Annotated in this window: 12 protein-coding genes; 7 read left to right on the top strand and 5 right to left on the bottom strand. The window is 75.3% G+C overall.

Features of this window, described 5'->3' with window-relative positions; all coding sequences use genetic code 11:
- Positions 1-4: 4 nt before the first annotated feature.
- Positions 5-2461, bottom strand: a complete 2457-nt coding sequence (locus ACFYWQ_RS18340) for a cellulosome protein (RefSeq protein WP_389517722.1) — start codon at positions 2459-2461, stop codon at positions 5-7.
- Between the two features lie 140 nt (positions 2462-2601).
- Positions 2602-3654 (bottom strand): LacI family DNA-binding transcriptional regulator, encoded by a 1053-nt coding sequence (locus ACFYWQ_RS18335; RefSeq protein ID WP_389517720.1) that lies wholly within the window; start codon positions 3652-3654, stop codon positions 2602-2604.
- A 115-nt stretch (positions 3655-3769) separates the two neighbouring features.
- Between ACFYWQ_RS18335 and ACFYWQ_RS18330 the strand changes: the two genes are divergently transcribed.
- Entirely contained in the window at positions 3770-5950 is a 2181-nt protein-coding gene (locus ACFYWQ_RS18330) for an alpha-galactosidase (protein WP_389517718.1), read from the top strand.
- A 63-nt stretch (positions 5951-6013) separates the two neighbouring features.
- Here the strand turns inward: ACFYWQ_RS18330 and ACFYWQ_RS18325 are convergent, their stop codons facing one another.
- Entirely contained in the window at positions 6014-7402 is a 1389-nt protein-coding gene (locus ACFYWQ_RS18325) for a glycoside hydrolase family 43 protein (protein ID WP_389517716.1), read from the bottom strand.
- A 393-nt stretch (positions 7403-7795) separates the two neighbouring features.
- On the opposite strand from ACFYWQ_RS18325, the gene ACFYWQ_RS18320 reads away from it, so the two are divergent.
- Complete coding sequence (locus ACFYWQ_RS18320) at positions 7796-9223, top strand: amidase (protein WP_389517714.1); 1428 nt, start codon at positions 7796-7798, stop codon at positions 9221-9223.
- A 156-nt stretch (positions 9224-9379) separates the two neighbouring features.
- Positions 9380-9826, top strand: a complete 447-nt coding sequence (locus tag ACFYWQ_RS18315; protein ID WP_389517712.1) for a type II toxin-antitoxin system PemK/MazF family toxin — start codon at positions 9380-9382, stop codon at positions 9824-9826.
- Positions 9827-10004: 178 nt separating this feature from the next.
- On the opposite strand, the gene ACFYWQ_RS18310 is transcribed toward ACFYWQ_RS18315, so the two are convergent.
- Positions 10005-10826 (bottom strand): TIGR02452 family protein, encoded by an 822-nt coding sequence (locus tag ACFYWQ_RS18310; protein WP_389517710.1) that lies wholly within the window; start codon positions 10824-10826, stop codon positions 10005-10007.
- Between the two features lie 310 nt (positions 10827-11136).
- On the opposite strand from ACFYWQ_RS18310, the gene egtA reads away from it, so the two are divergent.
- The 4 genes from egtA to egtD are packed head-to-tail and all read left to right on the top strand — an operon-like array spanning position 11137 to position 15603.
- On the top strand, positions 11137-12480 hold the full coding sequence (gene egtA, locus ACFYWQ_RS18305; protein ID WP_389517708.1) for an ergothioneine biosynthesis glutamate--cysteine ligase EgtA: 1344 nt from the start codon (positions 11137-11139) through the stop codon (positions 12478-12480).
- On the top strand, positions 12477-13820 hold the full coding sequence (gene egtB / locus ACFYWQ_RS18300; protein WP_389517706.1) for an ergothioneine biosynthesis protein EgtB: 1344 nt from the start codon (positions 12477-12479) through the stop codon (positions 13818-13820). The genes egtA and egtB overlap by 4 nt, the downstream gene beginning before the upstream one ends.
- A complete protein-coding gene (gene egtC / locus ACFYWQ_RS18295; RefSeq protein ID WP_389517704.1) occupies positions 13820-14644 on the top strand; it encodes an ergothioneine biosynthesis protein EgtC in 825 nt (274 codons plus the stop codon). Before egtB ends, egtC begins: the two co-directional genes overlap by 1 nt.
- Positions 14641-15603 carry an L-histidine N(alpha)-methyltransferase gene (gene egtD, locus ACFYWQ_RS18290; protein WP_389517702.1) on the top strand — a complete coding sequence of 321 codons (963 nt, stop codon included), beginning with the start codon at positions 14641-14643 and terminating at the stop codon, positions 15601-15603. The genes egtC and egtD overlap by 4 nt, the downstream gene beginning before the upstream one ends.
- Before the next feature lie 339 nt (positions 15604-15942).
- Here egtD and ACFYWQ_RS18285 read toward each other — a convergent pair whose 3' ends face one another.
- Positions 15943-17667: a GAF domain-containing protein gene (locus ACFYWQ_RS18285; protein WP_389517700.1), complete on the bottom strand. Its 1725-nt coding sequence runs from the start codon at positions 17665-17667 to the stop codon at positions 15943-15945.
- Positions 17668-17763: the final 96 nt, after the last annotated feature.

Raw genomic sequence — 17763 nt, 5'->3', positions numbered from 1 at the left:
CCGGCTACCCCACGACCCGGCCGACGTCGATGCGGTCGATGTCCGGGGCCCACCCGCTCGGGTTGGCGAAGGTCACGCCGTTGGGCCCTTTCCGCAGGTCGACGGGTACGCCCAGGGTCCAGTGGTCGTCACGGCTCCAGGTGTTGCGGAAGGTGACCCTGAGGGGGTCGCCGGCGCCGACCGTGATGTCCGCCGTGCGGGAGACGATGTCGGCGTTGTAGGCGTGGCCGTTGTCGCGGCGGTCGTCGTGCGCGTAGTGCACGACCAGCAGATGGCGGCCGGCGCGGGGTGCGTCGACCGTGAACCGGGCGGTGCTCCCATGGCCGAGGTGGCCGATGCGCAGTCCCCCGGAGGCGTGCGCGGAGGGGACGAGCCGCGCCCCGCCCGTGAGGACGGCCGAGTCCGCGCCGTAGGAGAGCGTGCCCTCGGCCGATCCCTCGCCCGAGACGTGCAGGGAGCGGACGGCCACGTCGGCGGCGGTCACCGCGATCCGGTTGTTGCCCGCGACGAGGTACAGCCGCAGGGGGCGGCCCGGGGTGGCCGTCGGCGACTCGCCGTGCAGGGCGAGCCGCACGGGTGCCGAGGCCCGCGCCACCACCGCGTAGTAGCCGTCGCGGGGCGCGTACACGTCGAAGACGGCCCGGTCGCCCCGGCGCAGGACGAGGGCGCCCGTACCGACCCCGGCCGACGAGCCGTAGTCGTACGACGGCCGTCCCTCGATGTCGGCGAGCGTCGCCTCGTAGGCGGCGGAGGGCACACCGGTCCGGGCCGTCAGGTCGATCCGGTCGAGGGTGATCTCGGCGTCGCCCCCGTCCAGCGTGAGGAGGTGCGGGCCGGCCGACAGCTCGACGGTGAGCTCCTTGCGGGCGCGGTGGGCGCCGTTCAGCGTGGAGGGGTAGGTCACGGTGACCGGTTCGCCGCCGTCGGCCGACAGCCGCTGCGCGGCGGGGGCGCCGGACGCGTTGCCGTAGAGGACCGCCAGGTCGTAGACGCCGTCCGCCGGGACGGTCACCGTGAAGTCGGCCCGGCCGGCATGGGCGTCGAGGCGGACGTCCCGGTCGCCGGAGGCCGCGTAGCCGCCCGCGTCGTCGGCCGTGCCGTGGGCGCGGACCTCCCCGCCGGTGACGGTCGCGTCCTGTGCCGCGTAGGAGGCGGTCCAGGGGACGGAGGGGGCGGCGGGGGTGCCCGAGCCGCCGGGGGTCAGGACGATCCGGTACGCCGACATCGGACGCAGGCCGCGCAGCGGCACGGTCACCGTGCCGTCGCCGGTCACCGCGCGCACGGTCCGGGCGAGGACGCGCGGCGCCGGGTGCGGCCCCTCGTAGCCGGACCAGGCCGCCTCGGCGACGGTCGCGACGACCGTACGGCCGAAGACGGGCCGGGGGACGGCACGCACCACGACCTCGCAGTCGCCGGCCGAGCCGCCGAGCAGGATCTGGGCCTGGCGGCGCGCGGGGTCCAGCGAGGCCAGGCCCTGGAGGGTGTCGACGGCGCCGGGGCGGGGCGGGACGACCCTGACGGTGTCCCCGGTCAGTCCGGCGTACCAGCGGAAGAACCACCAGGCGCCGTTGGGGACGTTCGTGCGCACCACGCTGCCGCTGAGGTCGCCGGCGGCGTCCCAGTATGCCTGGTCGGCGTACACCTTGTTCCGCTCGAACATCGACACCCACTGGACGAGCCGCCCCGGCACCGACAGGTCCCGGCGGTTGCCGTACTCGTCGATGTTGATCGGCAGCGGGGGGACGCCCAGCTCCCGTTCCAGGGCCCGGTAGTCGTCGTGGTGCGCCTGGAAGTCCCGCAGCGACGCGGTGTCCAGCTCGTGCCAGGTCATCACCTGGGGCAGGACGTCCTCGCGCGAGGCGAAGACGAGGAAGTCCCGCAGCAGGCGCGGGTGGTAGAAGGACTCGTTGGGGCCGGCGATCCGGGCGTCCGGGTCGATCGCGCGGATGCGCCGGACGACCGTGGCCCAGTCCCGGAGGAAGCAGTCCCGGTTCGCCTCGTACCGCGTCCGGTCGGCGACGCCGAGCTCGTACCAGATCTGGTCGGGTTCGTTGAACGGTATGTGGACGAAGCGGGCGCGGTCGGGGTGGGCGGCCACGGCCTCGACGATGCCGTCGACCCTGGGGAGGTAGTCGTCGAGGCCCAGGTCCTCGTACGGCCACCGCGCGTAGACGTCCTGCATCATCATGAGGACGTCACCGCCGCCGTTGCGGAAGAAGGAGCGGGAGACGGTGAGCGCGTCGCCGCCCGGGTGCTGGGCGCCGCCCTCCGGCTTCTGCGTGATGCTGGTGATCTTCAGGGGTGCCAGGACGGCGTCGCCGGGCACGCCGTCGTCGCTGAGTCCGTACAGGGCGCCGTTGGCGCCGTGCAGCACCGGGCCCTCGGGGGCGGCGAGGTCGACGGTGAGGCGCCGCGGGCCGTCCGCGGACGTCGCGGACCCGGCGGAAAGGGTGCCTGCCATGGCTGCTGCTCCAGGTGCGGGAGGGACGGGAGCGGTCAGGGGAGGGGCGGGAGCTGTCACGAGAGGGGCGGGCGTGGTCACCGGAGGAACGGGTGTGGTCACCGGAGGGACGGAAGGCGTCACCGGAGGGACGCGTGAGGTCACGGGAGGGGCGGGTGAGGGCGTACGGGTGGTGGTCCCGAGCTCTCCCGCACCACCAGCTCCGGTACCGGGGCGGGGTGCGGGGTGCGGGGTGCGGACTCCTCCATCAGGCCGTGCAGCCGGGCGAAGGCGGTCCGTCCGAGGCCGGTGAAGTCCAGGCGCACGGTCGTCAGCGACGGGGTCAGGCAGGCGGAGTGCGGGGCGTCGTCGAAGCCGGCCACGCTGACCTCGCCGGGTACGGACCGGCCGGACTCGTGCAGGGCGCGGAGCACGCCGAGCGCGAGGTCGTCGTTGCCGCACAGGACCGCCGTCACGGCCGGGTCCCGCGCGAGGCGCAGGCCCGCGGCGCGCCCGTCCGCCGGCCCCCAGCCGCCCCGCACCGGGCGGGGCTCGGGCGCTCCGGCCTCCCTGAGCGCCGCGCGCCAGCCGGCGGTGCGGGCGCCGGTGCGCCGGGTGCCGGACGGGAGGGCCACGTAGTGGACGGTCTCGTGGCCGAGGGAGAGCAGATGGCGGGTGGCGAGGCGGGCGGCCTCGCGGTCGTCGGTCCACACCCGGCGGAGGCCGTCGGCCGGCGGACGCGCGGGGGTCTCGACCACGCCGACGGCCGGCAGGTCGGCGGGGAGGGCGGCGAGGGCCCGGACCCCGGCCGGGTCGTAGGCGATCACGATCAGCCCGCCGCCCGTGTCCGCGGCCCGCCGCACCGCGGAGGCGACGGCGGAGTCCTCCTCCGACGCGAGGACGGAGATGCCCACCGTGTAGGAGACGGCGCGGGCGGCCTCCTCGATGCCTTCGAGGAGCGAGGCGTGGCCGTAGGGGGTGGTGCGGGCGGTGAGGACGGTCACGGCCCGGTTGCGTCCGCCGGCCAGGGCGAGCGCGGTGGCGTTGCGCCGGAATCCGAGCGTGCCGATCGCCGCGACGACCCGTTCCCGGGTGTCCGGGCTGACGCTGGGGTGGCCGTTGATCACCCGGGAGACGGTCTGGTAGGAGACACCGGCGGCGGCCGCGACGTCCCTGATGCTCGCCGGGCGCCTTGTGTGACCGGTCACATGCATGCCAGGATTGTGACCGGTCACATGGAGGGCCGTCAAGGCACGTGACGACAGCGGGGACCGCGGCCCGTCGAGCGGATCCCCGCGGTCGGCTTCGAGGAGGGACGAGGGGGACACGTTGACCGGTACGGCGGACGGCGGGATCCGGGGCGAGGGGGACCAGGGGGGCGGATCCGGCTGCCGCCCCGGCCGGCGGGAGGAATCCCGGGCGCCCGACGTCCGCTGGGGCCACGACGCCCTGGAGGTGAGGTTCGCGACCGCCCCCGACGGCACGCTGCGCCTGACGCGGCTGGCCCGCCCCGGCGACGCGTCGGAGCCCGTCCCCCTCGAACAGGCCCTCCCGCTCGTCGAGTTGACCGCGCTCGGCCATGGCAGCGGCTGGTCCGGGCCGCGTTTCACGGGCAGCGCCCTCGGCACCCGGTTGCGCCACCGGGGTCACCGCGCCGCCCGGCACGCGGACGGGGACCGGCTGACCGTCGAACTCCACGACCCCGGCACCGGGTTGACCGCGTTCGTCGAGCTGACGTCCCCCCGCGGGCTGCCCGTGCTGCGTTCCCGGGTCCGGCTCCGCAACGACGGGACCCAGCCCCTGGTCGTCCAGTCCGTCAGCAGCCTGCTGCTCGGCGGCCTGCCCTCCCCCGACGCCCTGGACCTGCTGCTGGCCCGCAACGACTGGCTCGCGGAGGCGCGTTGGCGCACCGAGCCGCTGCGCTCCGCCGTCGCCGACATCGGCGCCGACGCCCACCAGCACGACAGCCGGGCCGCCCGCGTCCTCACCGGCCGCGGCAGCTGGCCCACCGACGGCCATCTGCCGATGGGGGCGCTGACGGAGCGGGGCGGCGGCCGGACGTGGCTGTGGCAGATCGAGTCGCCGGCCGGCTGGCGCTGGGACCTGGGCGAACGCGCCCACGGCACGTACCTGGCGCTCAACGGTCCCACGGACGCGGAGCACCAGTGGCGCATCCGGCTCGCACCGGGCGCGGAGTTCACCACGGTGTCCGGCGTCCTGGCCCTAGGCTCCGGCTTCGACGGGGCGATGGCCGCGCTGACCGCGTACCGCCGGGCCGTCCGCCGCCCGCACCCGGACCACACGGCGCTCCCCGTCGTCTTCAACGACTACATGAACACGCTGATGGGCGATCCGACGACGGCGAAGCTGCTGCCGCTGGTCGACGCGGCGGCCCGGGCGGGCGCGGAGTTCTTCTGCGTGGACGCCGGCTGGTACGACGACTCGGCGGACGGCGGCTGGTGGGACGGCGTCGGCGAGTGGCTGCCCTCGCGGCGCCGCTTCCCCGGTGGTCTCGGGGTCGTCCTGGACCGGATCCGGGAGCGGGGCATGGTTCCCGGGCTGTGGCTGGAGCCGGAGGTCGTCGGCGTGCGCAGTCCGGTCGCGGCCGTGCTGCCGGCGGACGCCTTCTTCCAGCGGGACGGCGTGCGCCTCGTCGAGCAGGGCCGCCACCAGCTGGACCTGCGGCACCCGGCGGCCCGCGCCCACCTCGACCGGACGGTGGACCGGATCGTCGGCGACTGGGGCGTGGGCTACCTCAAGCTGGACTACAACATCGTGGTCGACCCGGGCACCTGCGCCCCCGGCGACCTCTCACCGGGCGCCGGGCTGCTGGGCCACGCCCGCGCGTACCTGGACTGGCTGTCCCACGCGCTGGACCGCCACCCCGGGCTGGTGGTCGAGAACTGCGCCTCGGGCGGTATGCGCATGGACGGCGCCACCCTGGCCGTGGCCCAGCTCCAGTCCACCAGCGACCAGCAGGATCCCCTGCGCTACCCGGCCGTCGCCGCCGCCGCGCCGACCGCGGTCCCGCCCGAACAGGGCGCCGTCTGGGCCTACCCGCAGCCCGAGTACGACGACGACCTGATCGCCTTCACGCTGGGCGGCGCCCTGCTCGGCCGCGTCCACCTGTCGGGCCGTCTGGACCGGATGTCGGAACGTCAGCTCGCGCTGGTCCGGGACGCGGTGGACACGTACAAGGCGATCCGCGGCGATCTGGCCCACGCCGTGCCCTTCTGGCCGCTCGGTCTGCCGGGCTGGACGGACCCCTGGCCGGCCCTGGGGATGCGCGGGGCCGACGGCCGCACGTCGTACCTGTCGGTGTGGCGCCGCGGCGGGGAGGCCGCCCGGCGGATCCCCGTCGGCCACCTGGCGGGCCGGCGGGTCCGCGTGGAGGTGCTGCACCCGTCCACCACGGCCGCCGGTGCGGCGGTGTGGGACGGGGAGGCACTACGGGTGTCACTGCCGCGCGCCCCCGCCGTCCTGCTGGTGCGCCTCACCGCGGAGCCTTAGGACGCTTCCGACGGATCTCCGCGCTTCCGACGGATCTCCGGCGGACCGGCGGTCGTCGCCCGCTCAGGCCCAGGCCGTCACCGGCACGAACGAGCTGTCCTGCCGGAACAGGTCCGTGCCGTCCGCCCGTTCCACCCGCAGCTGGTAGTCGTAGTGGCGCAGGTAGTAACCGGGGTAGTTGTACGACTCGAAGCGCACGGAACCGCTCGCGGTGCCCGTGCGGGCGACGAACGTGGCGTCCTGGGCGAAGGTCGTCGTGCCGTCGTGGGCGTCGAAGCGGGCGCGGAAGGCGTAGTGGCGCAGGTAGTTGCCGGCCGCGTCGCGGAAGGAGCAGCCGTTCGCGTCGGCCAGGCCGGGCACGACGGTGAAGGTGGCGTTCTGCTTCTCGGCGGCCGTGCTGGAGGCGCTCACGACCGGCAGGTTGAGCAGGGCGGACTGCGCCTGCCAGTAGCGGGTGGTGTAGTTGGCCGACCGGAAGGAGCGGGTGACGTTCTTCGTGACGCTCACCCCGCCGGACACCGTCTCCTTGAGGACGGTGAAGTGGCGTGCGGTGCCCGACACGGTCGGCAGAGCCGCGGGGGTGCTCCAGGTGGCGAAGGTGTCGTGGCTGTCGCTGTAGTAGTAGGTGCCGTCGCCGTAGCCGTCGAAGAAGATCCGCCAGGCCCCGTTGTCGAGCTGGACGAGCGCGGGGCCCTCGCGGTAGCTGCCCCAGCCCGCCCAGTCGCCGGTGCGGGAGATCGTGTAGGGGCCGGTGAGGCTGGTGGCGGTGGCGTACTCGATGTACTTGGTCGTCTCGTTCTTGGTGAAGGCGTGGTACGTCGAGCCGATCCGCACGACGTAGGTGTCGATGTGGTTCTCGCCGATGCCGGCCAGGGCGACCGGCGCGCTCCACGCGGTGAGGGCGGAGTCGGTGGCCCTCAGCCGGTACGGGGTGAAGATCCACTCGTCGTCGGTGGTCGAGCAGGACACGATGACGCTGACGCTGCCGTCGCCGTCGACGAACCACTCCGGCGCCCAGGCACGGGAGAGGTTGGTGATCGGCACGGTGTGGTCGTACAAGAACGTCCAGGTGACCCGGTCGGTGCTGCGGGCGAAGCCGATGGTGGTGCTGACGTCCTGCCAGGTGTGGGTGGTGTAGGTGAGGTAGTAGGCGCCGTCGGTGTGCTTGAGGACGCTGGCGTCCCGGATGCGGTCGGCCGGCGGGGTGTAGGCGGAGGACTTCACCAGCCGGAAGTCGGTGGCGTCGTCGGACTCGTAGACGTTCACGGTGCCGTCGTCGCTGTCGAGGAACGGCACGATGGTGTAGCGGGTGGCCGAGCCGCCGGGCGGGGCCGCGGCGAGCGCGGTGCCGAGCAGGCCGGGCGTCTCGCCCAGGACGAGCGCGGTGGCGGGCACGGCGGCCATCGCGCGCAGCAGGGTGCGGCGGGACGGAGCGGGCGGAAGGGTGGTCATGGGCGGCTCTCCCAACGGCTCGTGAGTTCGACATGCCGAACCGAGTTCGGAAAATCGGTCAGAAGGTAGGGGCGAGGACCCCACCCGTCAATGCCTTGCGCAGGAACACGCGGGCATCCCACGAACGGGCCCCCGCCGCCGTCCGGCAGCCGCCGCGCCACCGCACCCGGCGCCACTCGCGGGTGGCCCCGCCACCGTCCGTCGGCCGCCGGGCCGTCGAACCCGCCGCCGTCCGGCAGCCGCCGCGCCACCGCACCCGGCACCACTCGCGGGTGCCCCAGCCGCCGCCGACGGCCGCCGCGCCGCCGAACCCGCCGCCGTCCGAGGGTCGTTCCGTCGGCCCCCGCCAGAGGTTACCGTTCGGTAGACGACGTGCTCCCGGAGGTGTCCCGCATGACGCTCGACCGTTCCGCAGGCCTCACGGACACCGCACGTGCGCTGTCCGACGGGGAGGTGTCCGCCCGCGACCTGGTCGAACGGACCCTGGCCCGGATCGAGGCGACCCAGGACGTCCTCAACGCCTTCCGCGTCGTACGGACCGAGGCCGCTCTCGCCGAGGCCGACGCGGCGGACCGGGAGCTGGCCGCCGGAGCGCGCAGGCCCCTGCTGGGCGTGCCGGTCGCCGTCAAGGACGACACGGACGTCGCGGGCGAGCCGACCGCCTTCGGCTGCCGGGGCACCCACCCGGTGGCCGCCGAGGACGGCGAGGCCGTCCGCCGGCTGCGCGCGGCCGGTGCCGTGATCGTCGGCAAGACCAACACCTGCGAACTCGGCCAGTGGCCGTTCACCGAGGGCCCGGCCTTCGGCGCGACCCGCAACCCCTGGAGCACGGACCACACCCCCGGCGGCTCCTCCGGCGGCTCGGCGGCCGCGGTCGCGGCGGGTCTGGTGCCGGCGGCGCTCGGCTCCGACGGCGCCGGCTCGGTGCGCATCCCGGCCTCCTGGACCCACCTCGTCGGCGTCAAACCGCAGCGCGGCCGCATCTCGACCTGGCCGCGCGGCGAGTCCTTCCAGGGCATCACCGTCAACGGCACGCTCGCCCGCACGGTGGCCGACGCGGCCCTGCTGCTGGACGCGGCGAGCGGCAACCACGCGCTCGATCCGCACCGGCCGCCCGCCGTCGAGGCCTCGGCCGCCGTCGGCCGCGACCCCGGCCGGCTGCGGATCGCCCTCTCCCTGAAACCCCCGTTCACCGCCTTCCCCGCCCGGCTGCGGCCCGAGGTGCGCGCCCGGATCGTCGAACTCGCCGACCGGCTGGCCGGTCTCGGGCACACCGTCGAGGAGGCCGACCCGCCGTACGGGCGGATCGGGCTGACGTTCGTGCCCCGGGCGACCGCCGGTATCGCCGAGTGGGTCGCCGAGGCGCCCTTCCCCGCACTGCTCGACCGGCGCACCCACGGCGCGGCCCGGCTGGGCCGGCTCCTGGGCGGGGCCCCGCTGCGGGCCGCCCGGCGCGCGGAGGCGGCCCTGCACCGCCGTATCGGCGCGTTCTTCCGGACGTACGACGTGGTCCTCGCGCCGACCACGGCCGCTCCCCCGCCCCGGATCGGGGCCATGCTGCACCTCGGCGGGTTCGCCACCGACCGCGCGATGATCGCCGCGTGCCCGTACGCCTGGCCGTGGAACGTCCTCGGGTGGCCCGGTGTCAACGTGCCCGCCGGCTTCGCGCCCGGCGGACTGCCGGTGGGGGCGCAGTTGCTCGGACCGGCGCACAGCGAGCCGCTGCTGCTGTCCCTCGCCGCACAACTGGAGGCGGAGCTGCGCTGGCACGAGCTGTGGCCGCCGCAGCCGGAGCCGGAGCGGGTCACGACGGCCGGATGAGCGCGGGCGGCGCACGCGGGGCGCGGGGGGCGCGCGGGGCGGCCTGCGCGTGCACCGCCCCGACCGTGACGCGCCGTCACGGTCGGGGCCGTCACCGTCGAGGGCCCATGTCCTCCCGGCCGCCGCCCCCTCTCCGACGCCCTCTAAGGTGCCACCGTGACCGCGTTTACCGAAGAGAACGTCCCGGGCCGCTTCGGCCCGTCCGCCACCACCGAGGCCGACCCCCGTGAGACCGGCCGGGTGCGCACGGAGTACTCCCCCGCGCACGACGGGGACCCCGACCCCGGTGAGATCGTCTGGACCTGGGTGCCCTTCGAGGAGAACGACGGGCGGGGCAAGGACCGCCCGGTGCTCGTCGTCGCCCGGGAGGCGGCCGGGACCTTCCTGGCCGTGCAGCTGTCCAGCAAGCGGCACGACGGCAGCCGCGACTGGGTGCCGATCGGCAGCGGCCCCTGGGACCGGTCCGGGCGGGACTCCTGGGTGGACGTCGACCGGGTGCTGCGGCTGCACGAGGACGGTATGCGCCGGGAGGCCTGCGCCCTGGACCGCATGCGGTTCAACCTGGTCCGGCACCGGCTCCACGAACGCTACGGCTGGACCTGACACACACGGACGGCTGGGCCTGACGCGCACGGACGGCTCGGCCTGACGCCTGACGCGCACGGCTGGACCTGAGGCGTTACGGCCGGACGCGAGGCACCAACGGCTCGCCCTGTCACGCCACGGCCGGCCCTGTCGGTCCACGGCCGGCCCTGGTCACGCCATGGCCGGCCCAAACACGCTACGGGCGGCCCTCGAAAACCCTTTCGAAGGCGCCTCGCACGACACCGCCCGGCGTCCGGTCCAGCACGCCGAACACCACGTGCGCGAACGTCCGGCCGAACCGCCCGCCCGGCGCCAGCAGTGCCCGGAACGCCCCCGCCACCTGCGCGGGGTCGTTGCGGAAGACCCCGCAGCCCCAGGCGCCCAGCACCAGCCGCCGGTAGCCGTGCGCGGCGGCCGTCTCCAGCACGCGCTCGGCGCGCACGGCCAGGGCGCGGGGCAGCTCGGCGGCGCGTTCCGGCGCCGTCCGCAGCACCACCCCGGCGTTCGGCGCGGCCGCCGTCAGGAAGCCGGCGGTGAACGGCTCGTCGAGGAAGCGCCCCCGGTCGTCGCGGAAGACGGGCACGGCCGGCGCGTGGATCACCCGGTCGGAGTAGAACGGGTCCCGGTGGGCGCGGTGGTGGTCGTAGAACGCGCGGGCCTCGATCAGGCACGTGTACAGCGCGGAGGCCCGGCACAGGGCCTCCTCCTGGGCCTGGGCGCCGTTGAGGTAGCCGCCGCCCGGGTTCCGGGCGGAGGCGAAGTTCAGCACCGCGACCGGGCCGTCCGGCGCGAGCCGGCGGGCCGCCTCGGTGCTGCTCTCGCCGGTGACCTCGACGAACGGGTCCGCGTCGGGGGCGTCGGGCACCGGGACCGGGTCCGGTCCCAGCATCCGCGTCCCGGCGCGGGCGGCCGCGACCGCCGCCGCCAGGGACACCTCGCGCCCGTCCGGCGCGCGGTACCCGCCCGCCGCGACGACGCGTTCGTTCTCGCGGGCGACACCGCGCAGGCGCGCGCTCACGGCGCCACCCCCGTGGGCGCCGTGAGCCCGCGCCGTGCGGCCTCCCCCGTACCGTGCGTCGCGCCCGTCGTTCGCGGGTGCGACTCCCCCGTCGTGCTCATGGACGCATCGTGAGCGATGCTGGTCGTACGGCGCAACGGAGTTTTCCCGCTGCGCCGTACGGCGCGGAACCGGCGCTTCCCGGTCCCGATCGTGCCGTTGTGCACCCTTGTGTGAATCCGGCAGAGAGGCTTGGGTGGGACGAACGATGCCGGTCCGGTCCCACCGACACCGGACCGGCGACATGGTGGAATCTCAGGAGGATCCCGACATGTCCGACACTTCAAGCGATCCGTCCGCGGGTGGCTGTACGGAGCCCCGTACCGCCCTCACCGAAGCCGAGGTGGAGGCCCTGGTCAGGGGCATCTGCTTCAAGACCGGCCCGCCGCGCACCGTCGGGGCCGAACTGGAATGGCTCGTCCACGAGCTGCGCGCGCCGCGGCTCCCCGTGACACCCGAACGACTCGAGGCGGCCTACGCCGCCCTGCGGAACGTCCCCCTGAGGTCGGCCCTCACCGTCGAACCCGGTGGCCAGCTGGAACTCAGCTCGCCGCCCGCCGCCTCCCTCATGGAGTGCGTCGACACCCTCTCCGCCGACCTGGACGCCGTCCGCGCGGTCCTGCGCGAGGCGGGACTCGCCCTCTCCGGGCTGGGCACCGACCCCTGGCACGCGCCCCGCCGGTTCCTGCGCGAACCCCGCTACGACGCCATGGAGACGTACCTCGACCGGACCGGACCGGCCGGGCGGGCCATGATGTGCACCTCGGCCTCCGTGCAGGTCTGCCTGGACGCCGGGTACGAGGAACCCGGCCCGCTGGGGCTCGGGCGGCGCTGGTGGCTGGCGCACACCCTGGGCGCGGTGCTCGTCGCCGCCTTCGCCAACTCCCCGCTGCTCCGCGGCGCCCCGACCGGCTGGCGGTCCACACGGCAGCTGCTGTGGATGGAGATAGGCGCCGGGCGGGCGGGCGCGCCCGCCCCGGACACCGAGCCCCGCGGGGCCTGGGCCCGGCACGTCCTGGACGCGCCGGTGATGTGCGTACGGTGCGAGGAGGGGCCCTGGGAGGTGCCCGACGGGATGACGTTCCGGGAGTGGACCCGGACCGGGTCGCCCACCCGGGCGGACCTCGACTACCACGTCTCCACGCTGTTCCCGCCGGTCAGACCGCGCGGCCACCTGGAGCTGCGCATGATCGACGCGCAGCCCGGCGACGACGGCTGGATCGTGCCGGTCGCCGTGACGACGGCGCTCTTCGACGACCCGCAGGCCGCCGAGAGCGCCTACCGCACGGTCAAGCCGCTGGCGGAACGGGCGCTGTCCCGGCCCGCCCCGCACAATCCGCTGTGGCTCGACGCGGCCCGCTCCGGGCTGACCGACGGCGAGCTGCACGAGGCGGCCCTCGCCTGCTTCGCGGCGGCCCTGGAGGCCCTGCCCCGGATCGGCGCGACCACCGCCGTCACGGAGGCCGTCACCGCCTTCCGGGACCGCTACGTCCTGCCGGGCCGCTGCCCCGCCGACGACCAGCTGGACCGCCTGCGCGGCACGGACCTCGCCGGGTCCGGGCCCGGCCCGGCCGGGGAAGCCCCCACCGCGCACGGGAAGGACATCCGCTCATGACCGACACCGCCCCGGACGGGACCGGCCACGGTCCCGTCCACGACGCCGCCGCGCTCCGCGACCGGGCGTTCGCCTCGCTCACCGCGGCCCGTGCCCGCACCACACTCCTGACCAGTTGCGTCGAGGACCCCGACCTCACCGCCCAGCACTCCCCGCTGATGTCCCCGCTGGTGTGGGACCTCGCGCACATCGGCAACCAGGAGGAGCTGTGGCTCCTGCGCGCGGTGGCCGGCCGCGAGGCGATGCGCCCCGAGATCGACGGCCTGTACGACGCGTTCGAGCACCCGCGCGCCGAACGGCCCTCGCTGCCGCTGCTGCCGCCCGGCGAGGCCCGCCGGTACGCGGCGGAGGTGCGGGGGCGGGCCCTGGACGTCCTGGAGTCGGCCGACTTCCACGGCACCCGGCTGACGGAGGCCGGCTTCGCCTTCGGCATGATCGCCCAGCACGAACAGCAGCACGACGAGACCATGCTGATCACCCATCAGCTGCGCAAGGGCCCGCAGGCCCTCACCGCCCCCGACCCGGACCCGGTCCCGCTGTTCACCGGCCCGTCCGAGGTCCTCGTCCCCGGCGGCCCGTTCACCATGGGAACGTCCGAGGAGCCGTGGGCGCTGGACAACGAACGCCCGGCCCACGCCCGTGAGGTCGCGCCCTTCTTCATCGACACCGTCCCGGTGACGAACGCCGCCTACCAGGCGTTCATCGACGACGGCGGGTACGACGACGCACGCTGGTGGACCCGGGAGGGCTGGGCGCACGTGCGCCGGCACTCCCTGAGGGCCCCGCTGTTCTGGCGGCGGGACGGCAGGCAGTGGCTGCGCCGCCGCTTCGGCGTCACCGAGGCCGTACCGCCCGACGAGCCGGTGCTGCACGTGTGCTGGTACGAGGCCGACGCCTACGCCCGGTGGGCGGGGCGGCGGCTGCCCACCGAGGCCGAGTGGGAGAAGGCGGCCCGGTACGACCCGGCGACCGGCCGCTCGACGCGCTACCCGTGGGGCGACGCAGACCCCGCGCCCGAGCACGCCAACCTGGGCCAGCGGCACCTGCGTCCGGCCCCCGCCGGCAGCTACCCGGCCGGTGCGTCGCCGCTGGGGGTGCGGCAGCTGATCGGCGACGTGTGGGAGTGGACCGCGAGCGACTTCCTGCCCTACCCGGGTTTCCGGGCGTTCCCGTACAAGGAGTACTCGGAGGTGTTCTTCGGGTCCGACCACAAGGTGCTGCGCGGCGGTTCGTTCGCGGTGGACCCGGTGGCCTGCCGGGGCACCTTCCGCAACTGGGACCACCCGGTGCGGCGGCAGATATTCTCCGGCTTCCGCACCGCCCGGTCGGGGGACGTCTGATGTGCCGTCACGTGGCGTGCGTGGGCCCCGTGGAGCCGTTGGGCCGGCTCCTCGTGGAGCCCCCGCACGCGCTGTACCGCCAGTCGTGGGCGCCCCGGCGGCAGCGGCACGGCACCGTCAACGCCGACGGGTTCGGGGTCGGCTGGTACGCGGAGGGCGATCCGGCGCCGGCCCGCTACCGCCGGGCCGGCCCCATCTGGGCGGACCTGTCCTTCGCCGACCTGGCCCGTGTCGTGCGCTCCGGCGCGCTGCTGGCCGCCGTCCGGGACGCGACGCTGGCCGGGGCGGACGCGGAGGCCGCGGCGGCGCCGTTCGCCGCGGGGCCCTGGCTGTTCAGCCACAACGGGGCGGTCCCGGGATGGCCCGGCTCCCTCACGCCCCTGGTCCGGGGCCTGTCCGCGGCCGACGTGCTGTCGATGGAGGCGCGCAACGACTCGGCGTTCGTGTGGGCGCTGGTCCTCGCCCGGCTGCGCGCCGGGGACACCGAGGGGCAGGCGCTGGCGGACACCGTGCAGGAGGTCGCCGCAGCGGCCCCCGGCTCCCGCCTGAACCTGCTGCTCACCAACGGCACGACGATCACCGCCACGGCCTGGGGCGACAGCCTCTGGTACCTGGCCGGGCCCGGCCGCGCGGTCGTGGCCTCCGAGCCCCACGACGACGATCCCCGCTGGCAGGAGGTCCCCGACCGCACCCTGCTCACCGCGAGCCGCACCGAGGTCCTGCTCACCCCGCTCAAGGACCCGGACACGGACGCGGCGCCCTCCCCCACTCCCGGCCCCGCTCGACCGGGGGGACCCCCATCACCGGAGGAGACCTGCCCGTGAGCCCGTTCCAGATCACCCGCACCCTCCCCGAGGACGCCACCGACGCCGCGCTGCGCGCCGACGTCCGCGACGGCCTCACCGCCACCCCGAAGACCCTGCCGCCGAAGTGGTTCTACGACGCGCGCGGCAGCGAACTGTTCGAGCGGATCACCGAGTTGCCCGAGTACTACCCGACGCGGGCCGAGCGCGAGATCCTCGTCGACCGCTCGGCCGAGATCGCCGCGGCGGCCGGCGCCCGCACCCTCGTCGAGCTGGGCTCGGGCTCCTCGGAGAAGACCCGCCACCTGATCGCGGCACTGGACGGCCTGCACACGTACGTGCCCGTCGACGTCAGCGAGAGCGCCCTCGTCCGGGCCGGACACGCCCTGATCGCCGAGCGGCCCGGCCTGGGCGTGCACGCGCTCATCGCCGACTTCACCGCCCCGCTGACGCTGCCCGCCACACCGGGCCCGCGTCTGCTGGCGTTCCTCGGCGGCACCATCGGCAACCTGCCGCCCGGCGAACGGGCGCTCTTCCTCGCCTCGGTCCGCGCCCTGCTGGCTCCGGGGGACGCGCTGCTGCTCGGCACCGACCTGGTGAAGGACGAGCGGGTGCTGGTGCGGGCCTACGACGACGCGGCCGGGGTGACGGCCGCGTTCAACAAGAACGTCCTGGCCGTCGTCAACCGCGAACTGGGCGCCGACTTCGCCCCCGACTCCTTCGACCACGTCGCCCTCTGGGACGCCGGGAACGAGTGGATCGAGATGCGGCTGCGGGCCCGTACCGCGCAGACCGTCAAGGTCCCCGCGCTCGACCTCGCCGTCGACTTCGCCGCGGGCGAGGAGCTGCGCACCGAGGTGTCGGCCAAGTTCCGGAAGGAGGGAGTGCGGGCCGAACTGCTCTCCGCGGGGCTGGAGTTGACCCACTGGTGGACGGACGGCGCGGGGCGCTTCGCGCTGTCGCTCAGCGTGGTGCGCTGAGGGTGCTCCGCCGGCCGGGCGGCTCCGGACGCGTGCGCTCCGGTACCGCCCGGCTCTCCCGGCCCCGCCGACTCCCCCGGTTCCCCCGGCTCCTCCGGCCCCGCCGACTCCCCTGGCTCCCCCGGCCCCGTCGGCTCCCCCGGTTCCCCCGGCTCCCCAGCCCCGCCAACTCCCCCGGCCCCCCCTGCCCCCCTGCCCCCCGGCCCCGCCGGTTCTCCCCGCCCTCCCGGCTCTCGGCCCTCCCGGCTCTGGGAGGAACCGTCGAGGCGTTCCCGCCGGGACGTGGGGGCCGCGGGGGCCGCGGGGGCCGGGCGGATGCCGTCCGGCCCCGCACCGCGTTCAGGGGCCCTTCACCGGCACGCGCCACACCAGGGCCGTACCACCGCCGGCCGGGCCGGTCACCTCCAGCGTCCCGTTCAGCTGCGCGGCGCGCTCCGCCAGGTTGCGCAGGCCGCTGCGGCGGCCGTCCGGCGGGATGCCCACGCCGTCGTCGACGACCGACAGCCGGACCTCGCGGCCGTCGGTCTCCAGCAGCACCTCGGTCCGGCCGGCCCGGGCGTGCCGGGCGACGTTGGTCAGCGCCTCGGAGAGGACGGCGACCACGTGGTCGGCGATGTCCTTGGGCACCTGGGTGTCCAGCAGCCCCTCCATCCGCACGCTGGGCGCGAAGCCCAGCACCGGTGCCGTCTCCCCCACGACGCGCACCACCCGGGAGCGCAGTCCGGACCCGGCGGCGGCCTCACGCGACCGCAGTCCGAAGATCGCCGAACGGATGATCTTGACGGTCTCGTCGAGGTCGTCGACCGCCCGCGTCACACGCTCCGCGGCCTCCGGGTGCTCGATGAAACGGCCCGCGCTCTGCAAGGTCATGCCGGTGGCGAAGAGCCGCTGGATCGCGAGGTCGTGCAGGTCGCGGGCGATCCGGTCGCGGTCCTGGAGCACGGCGATCTGCTCGGCGTCGCGGCGGCGCTCCGCGAGTTCCATGGCGACCGCGGCCTGCGCCGCGAACGCCCGCAACGGCTCGATCTCCTTCTCCGAGAACACCGTGTGCCCCGACCGCCGCACCAGCAGCGCGACCCCTCGCACGCCGTCGCCCGTCCCGATGGGGACGGCCACGGCGGGACCGAGCCCCGCGGCCGTCGACCGGTCGGCCGGGGCGGGCGGTTCCGTGGAGAGGTCGGCGCTGGTCACCGGGTTCCCGCCGGAGAAGGCCCGCCCGATCAGGCCGCCGTCCGCCGGCAGTACCCGTCCGCGGTGCGCGTCGGCGCCCTCGCCGAGGGCGAGTTCCACCGTGAGCGCGCCGCTGTCCTCCATCGGCACGGCGACCACCGCGAGGGCCGCGGAGGTGATGTCCCGGGCCCGTTCGGCGATCAGCCCGAGGACCTCGCCGCGCTCGCTGCCCGACATCAGACTGCGGGTGATCTCGGCGCTGGCCCGCAGCCAGCGCTCACGCAGCCGTGACTCCTCGTACAGGCGGGCGTTGTCGATCGCGACGCCGGCCGCGACCGCCAGGGTGGAGAGGACCGCCTCGTCCTCCTCGTCGAACTCCGCCCCGCCCCGCTTCTCCGTCAGGTACAGGTTGCCGAAGACCTGGTCGCGCACCCGGATCGGGACGCCGAGGAAGGTGTTCATCGGCGGGTGGCGGGCCGGGAAGCCGTACGACGCCGGATGCGCGGAGATCTTCGGCAGCCGCAGGGGTTCGGGGTGGCGGATCAGTTCGCCGAGGATGCCGTGGCCCTCCGGGTAGTGACCGATGCCGGCGATCTGCTCGTCGGTGACGCCGACGGTGAGGAACTCCGACAGCCGTCTGCCGTCCGGCGTGATCACGCCCAGCGCCGCGTACTCGGCGTCGACCAGCGCCGCCGCGGCCTGGACGATGCCGCGCAGGGCCTGTTCGAGGTCGAGCTCGCGGCCGACCGAGAGCACCGCCTCGAACAGGCTGTGCACCCGGTCGCGGGTGCCGCGCGCGGCGTCCAGCCGGGCCTGGAGCTCCTCCAGCAAGTCGTCCAGTCTCAGCTGCGGCAGCCGCACGCGTGCCGTGCGGGACTCGTCGGAGCGTGTCACTGGTCGTCCTCCACGTCCCGTTCGCCCGTGCGTGCCGACGGTCGGCCGTCCCGTCCACGCGCCGCGGTGACGGTCCACGGGAGGAAACGGTGGGAC

Origin of the sequence: Streptomyces sp. NPDC003247 (assembly GCF_042888135.1) — a bacterium.
In the GTDB taxonomy this organism is placed as follows: Bacteria; Actinomycetota; Actinomycetes; order Streptomycetales; family Streptomycetaceae; genus Streptomyces.
This window is presented reverse-complemented; position numbering and strand designations above follow the sequence as displayed.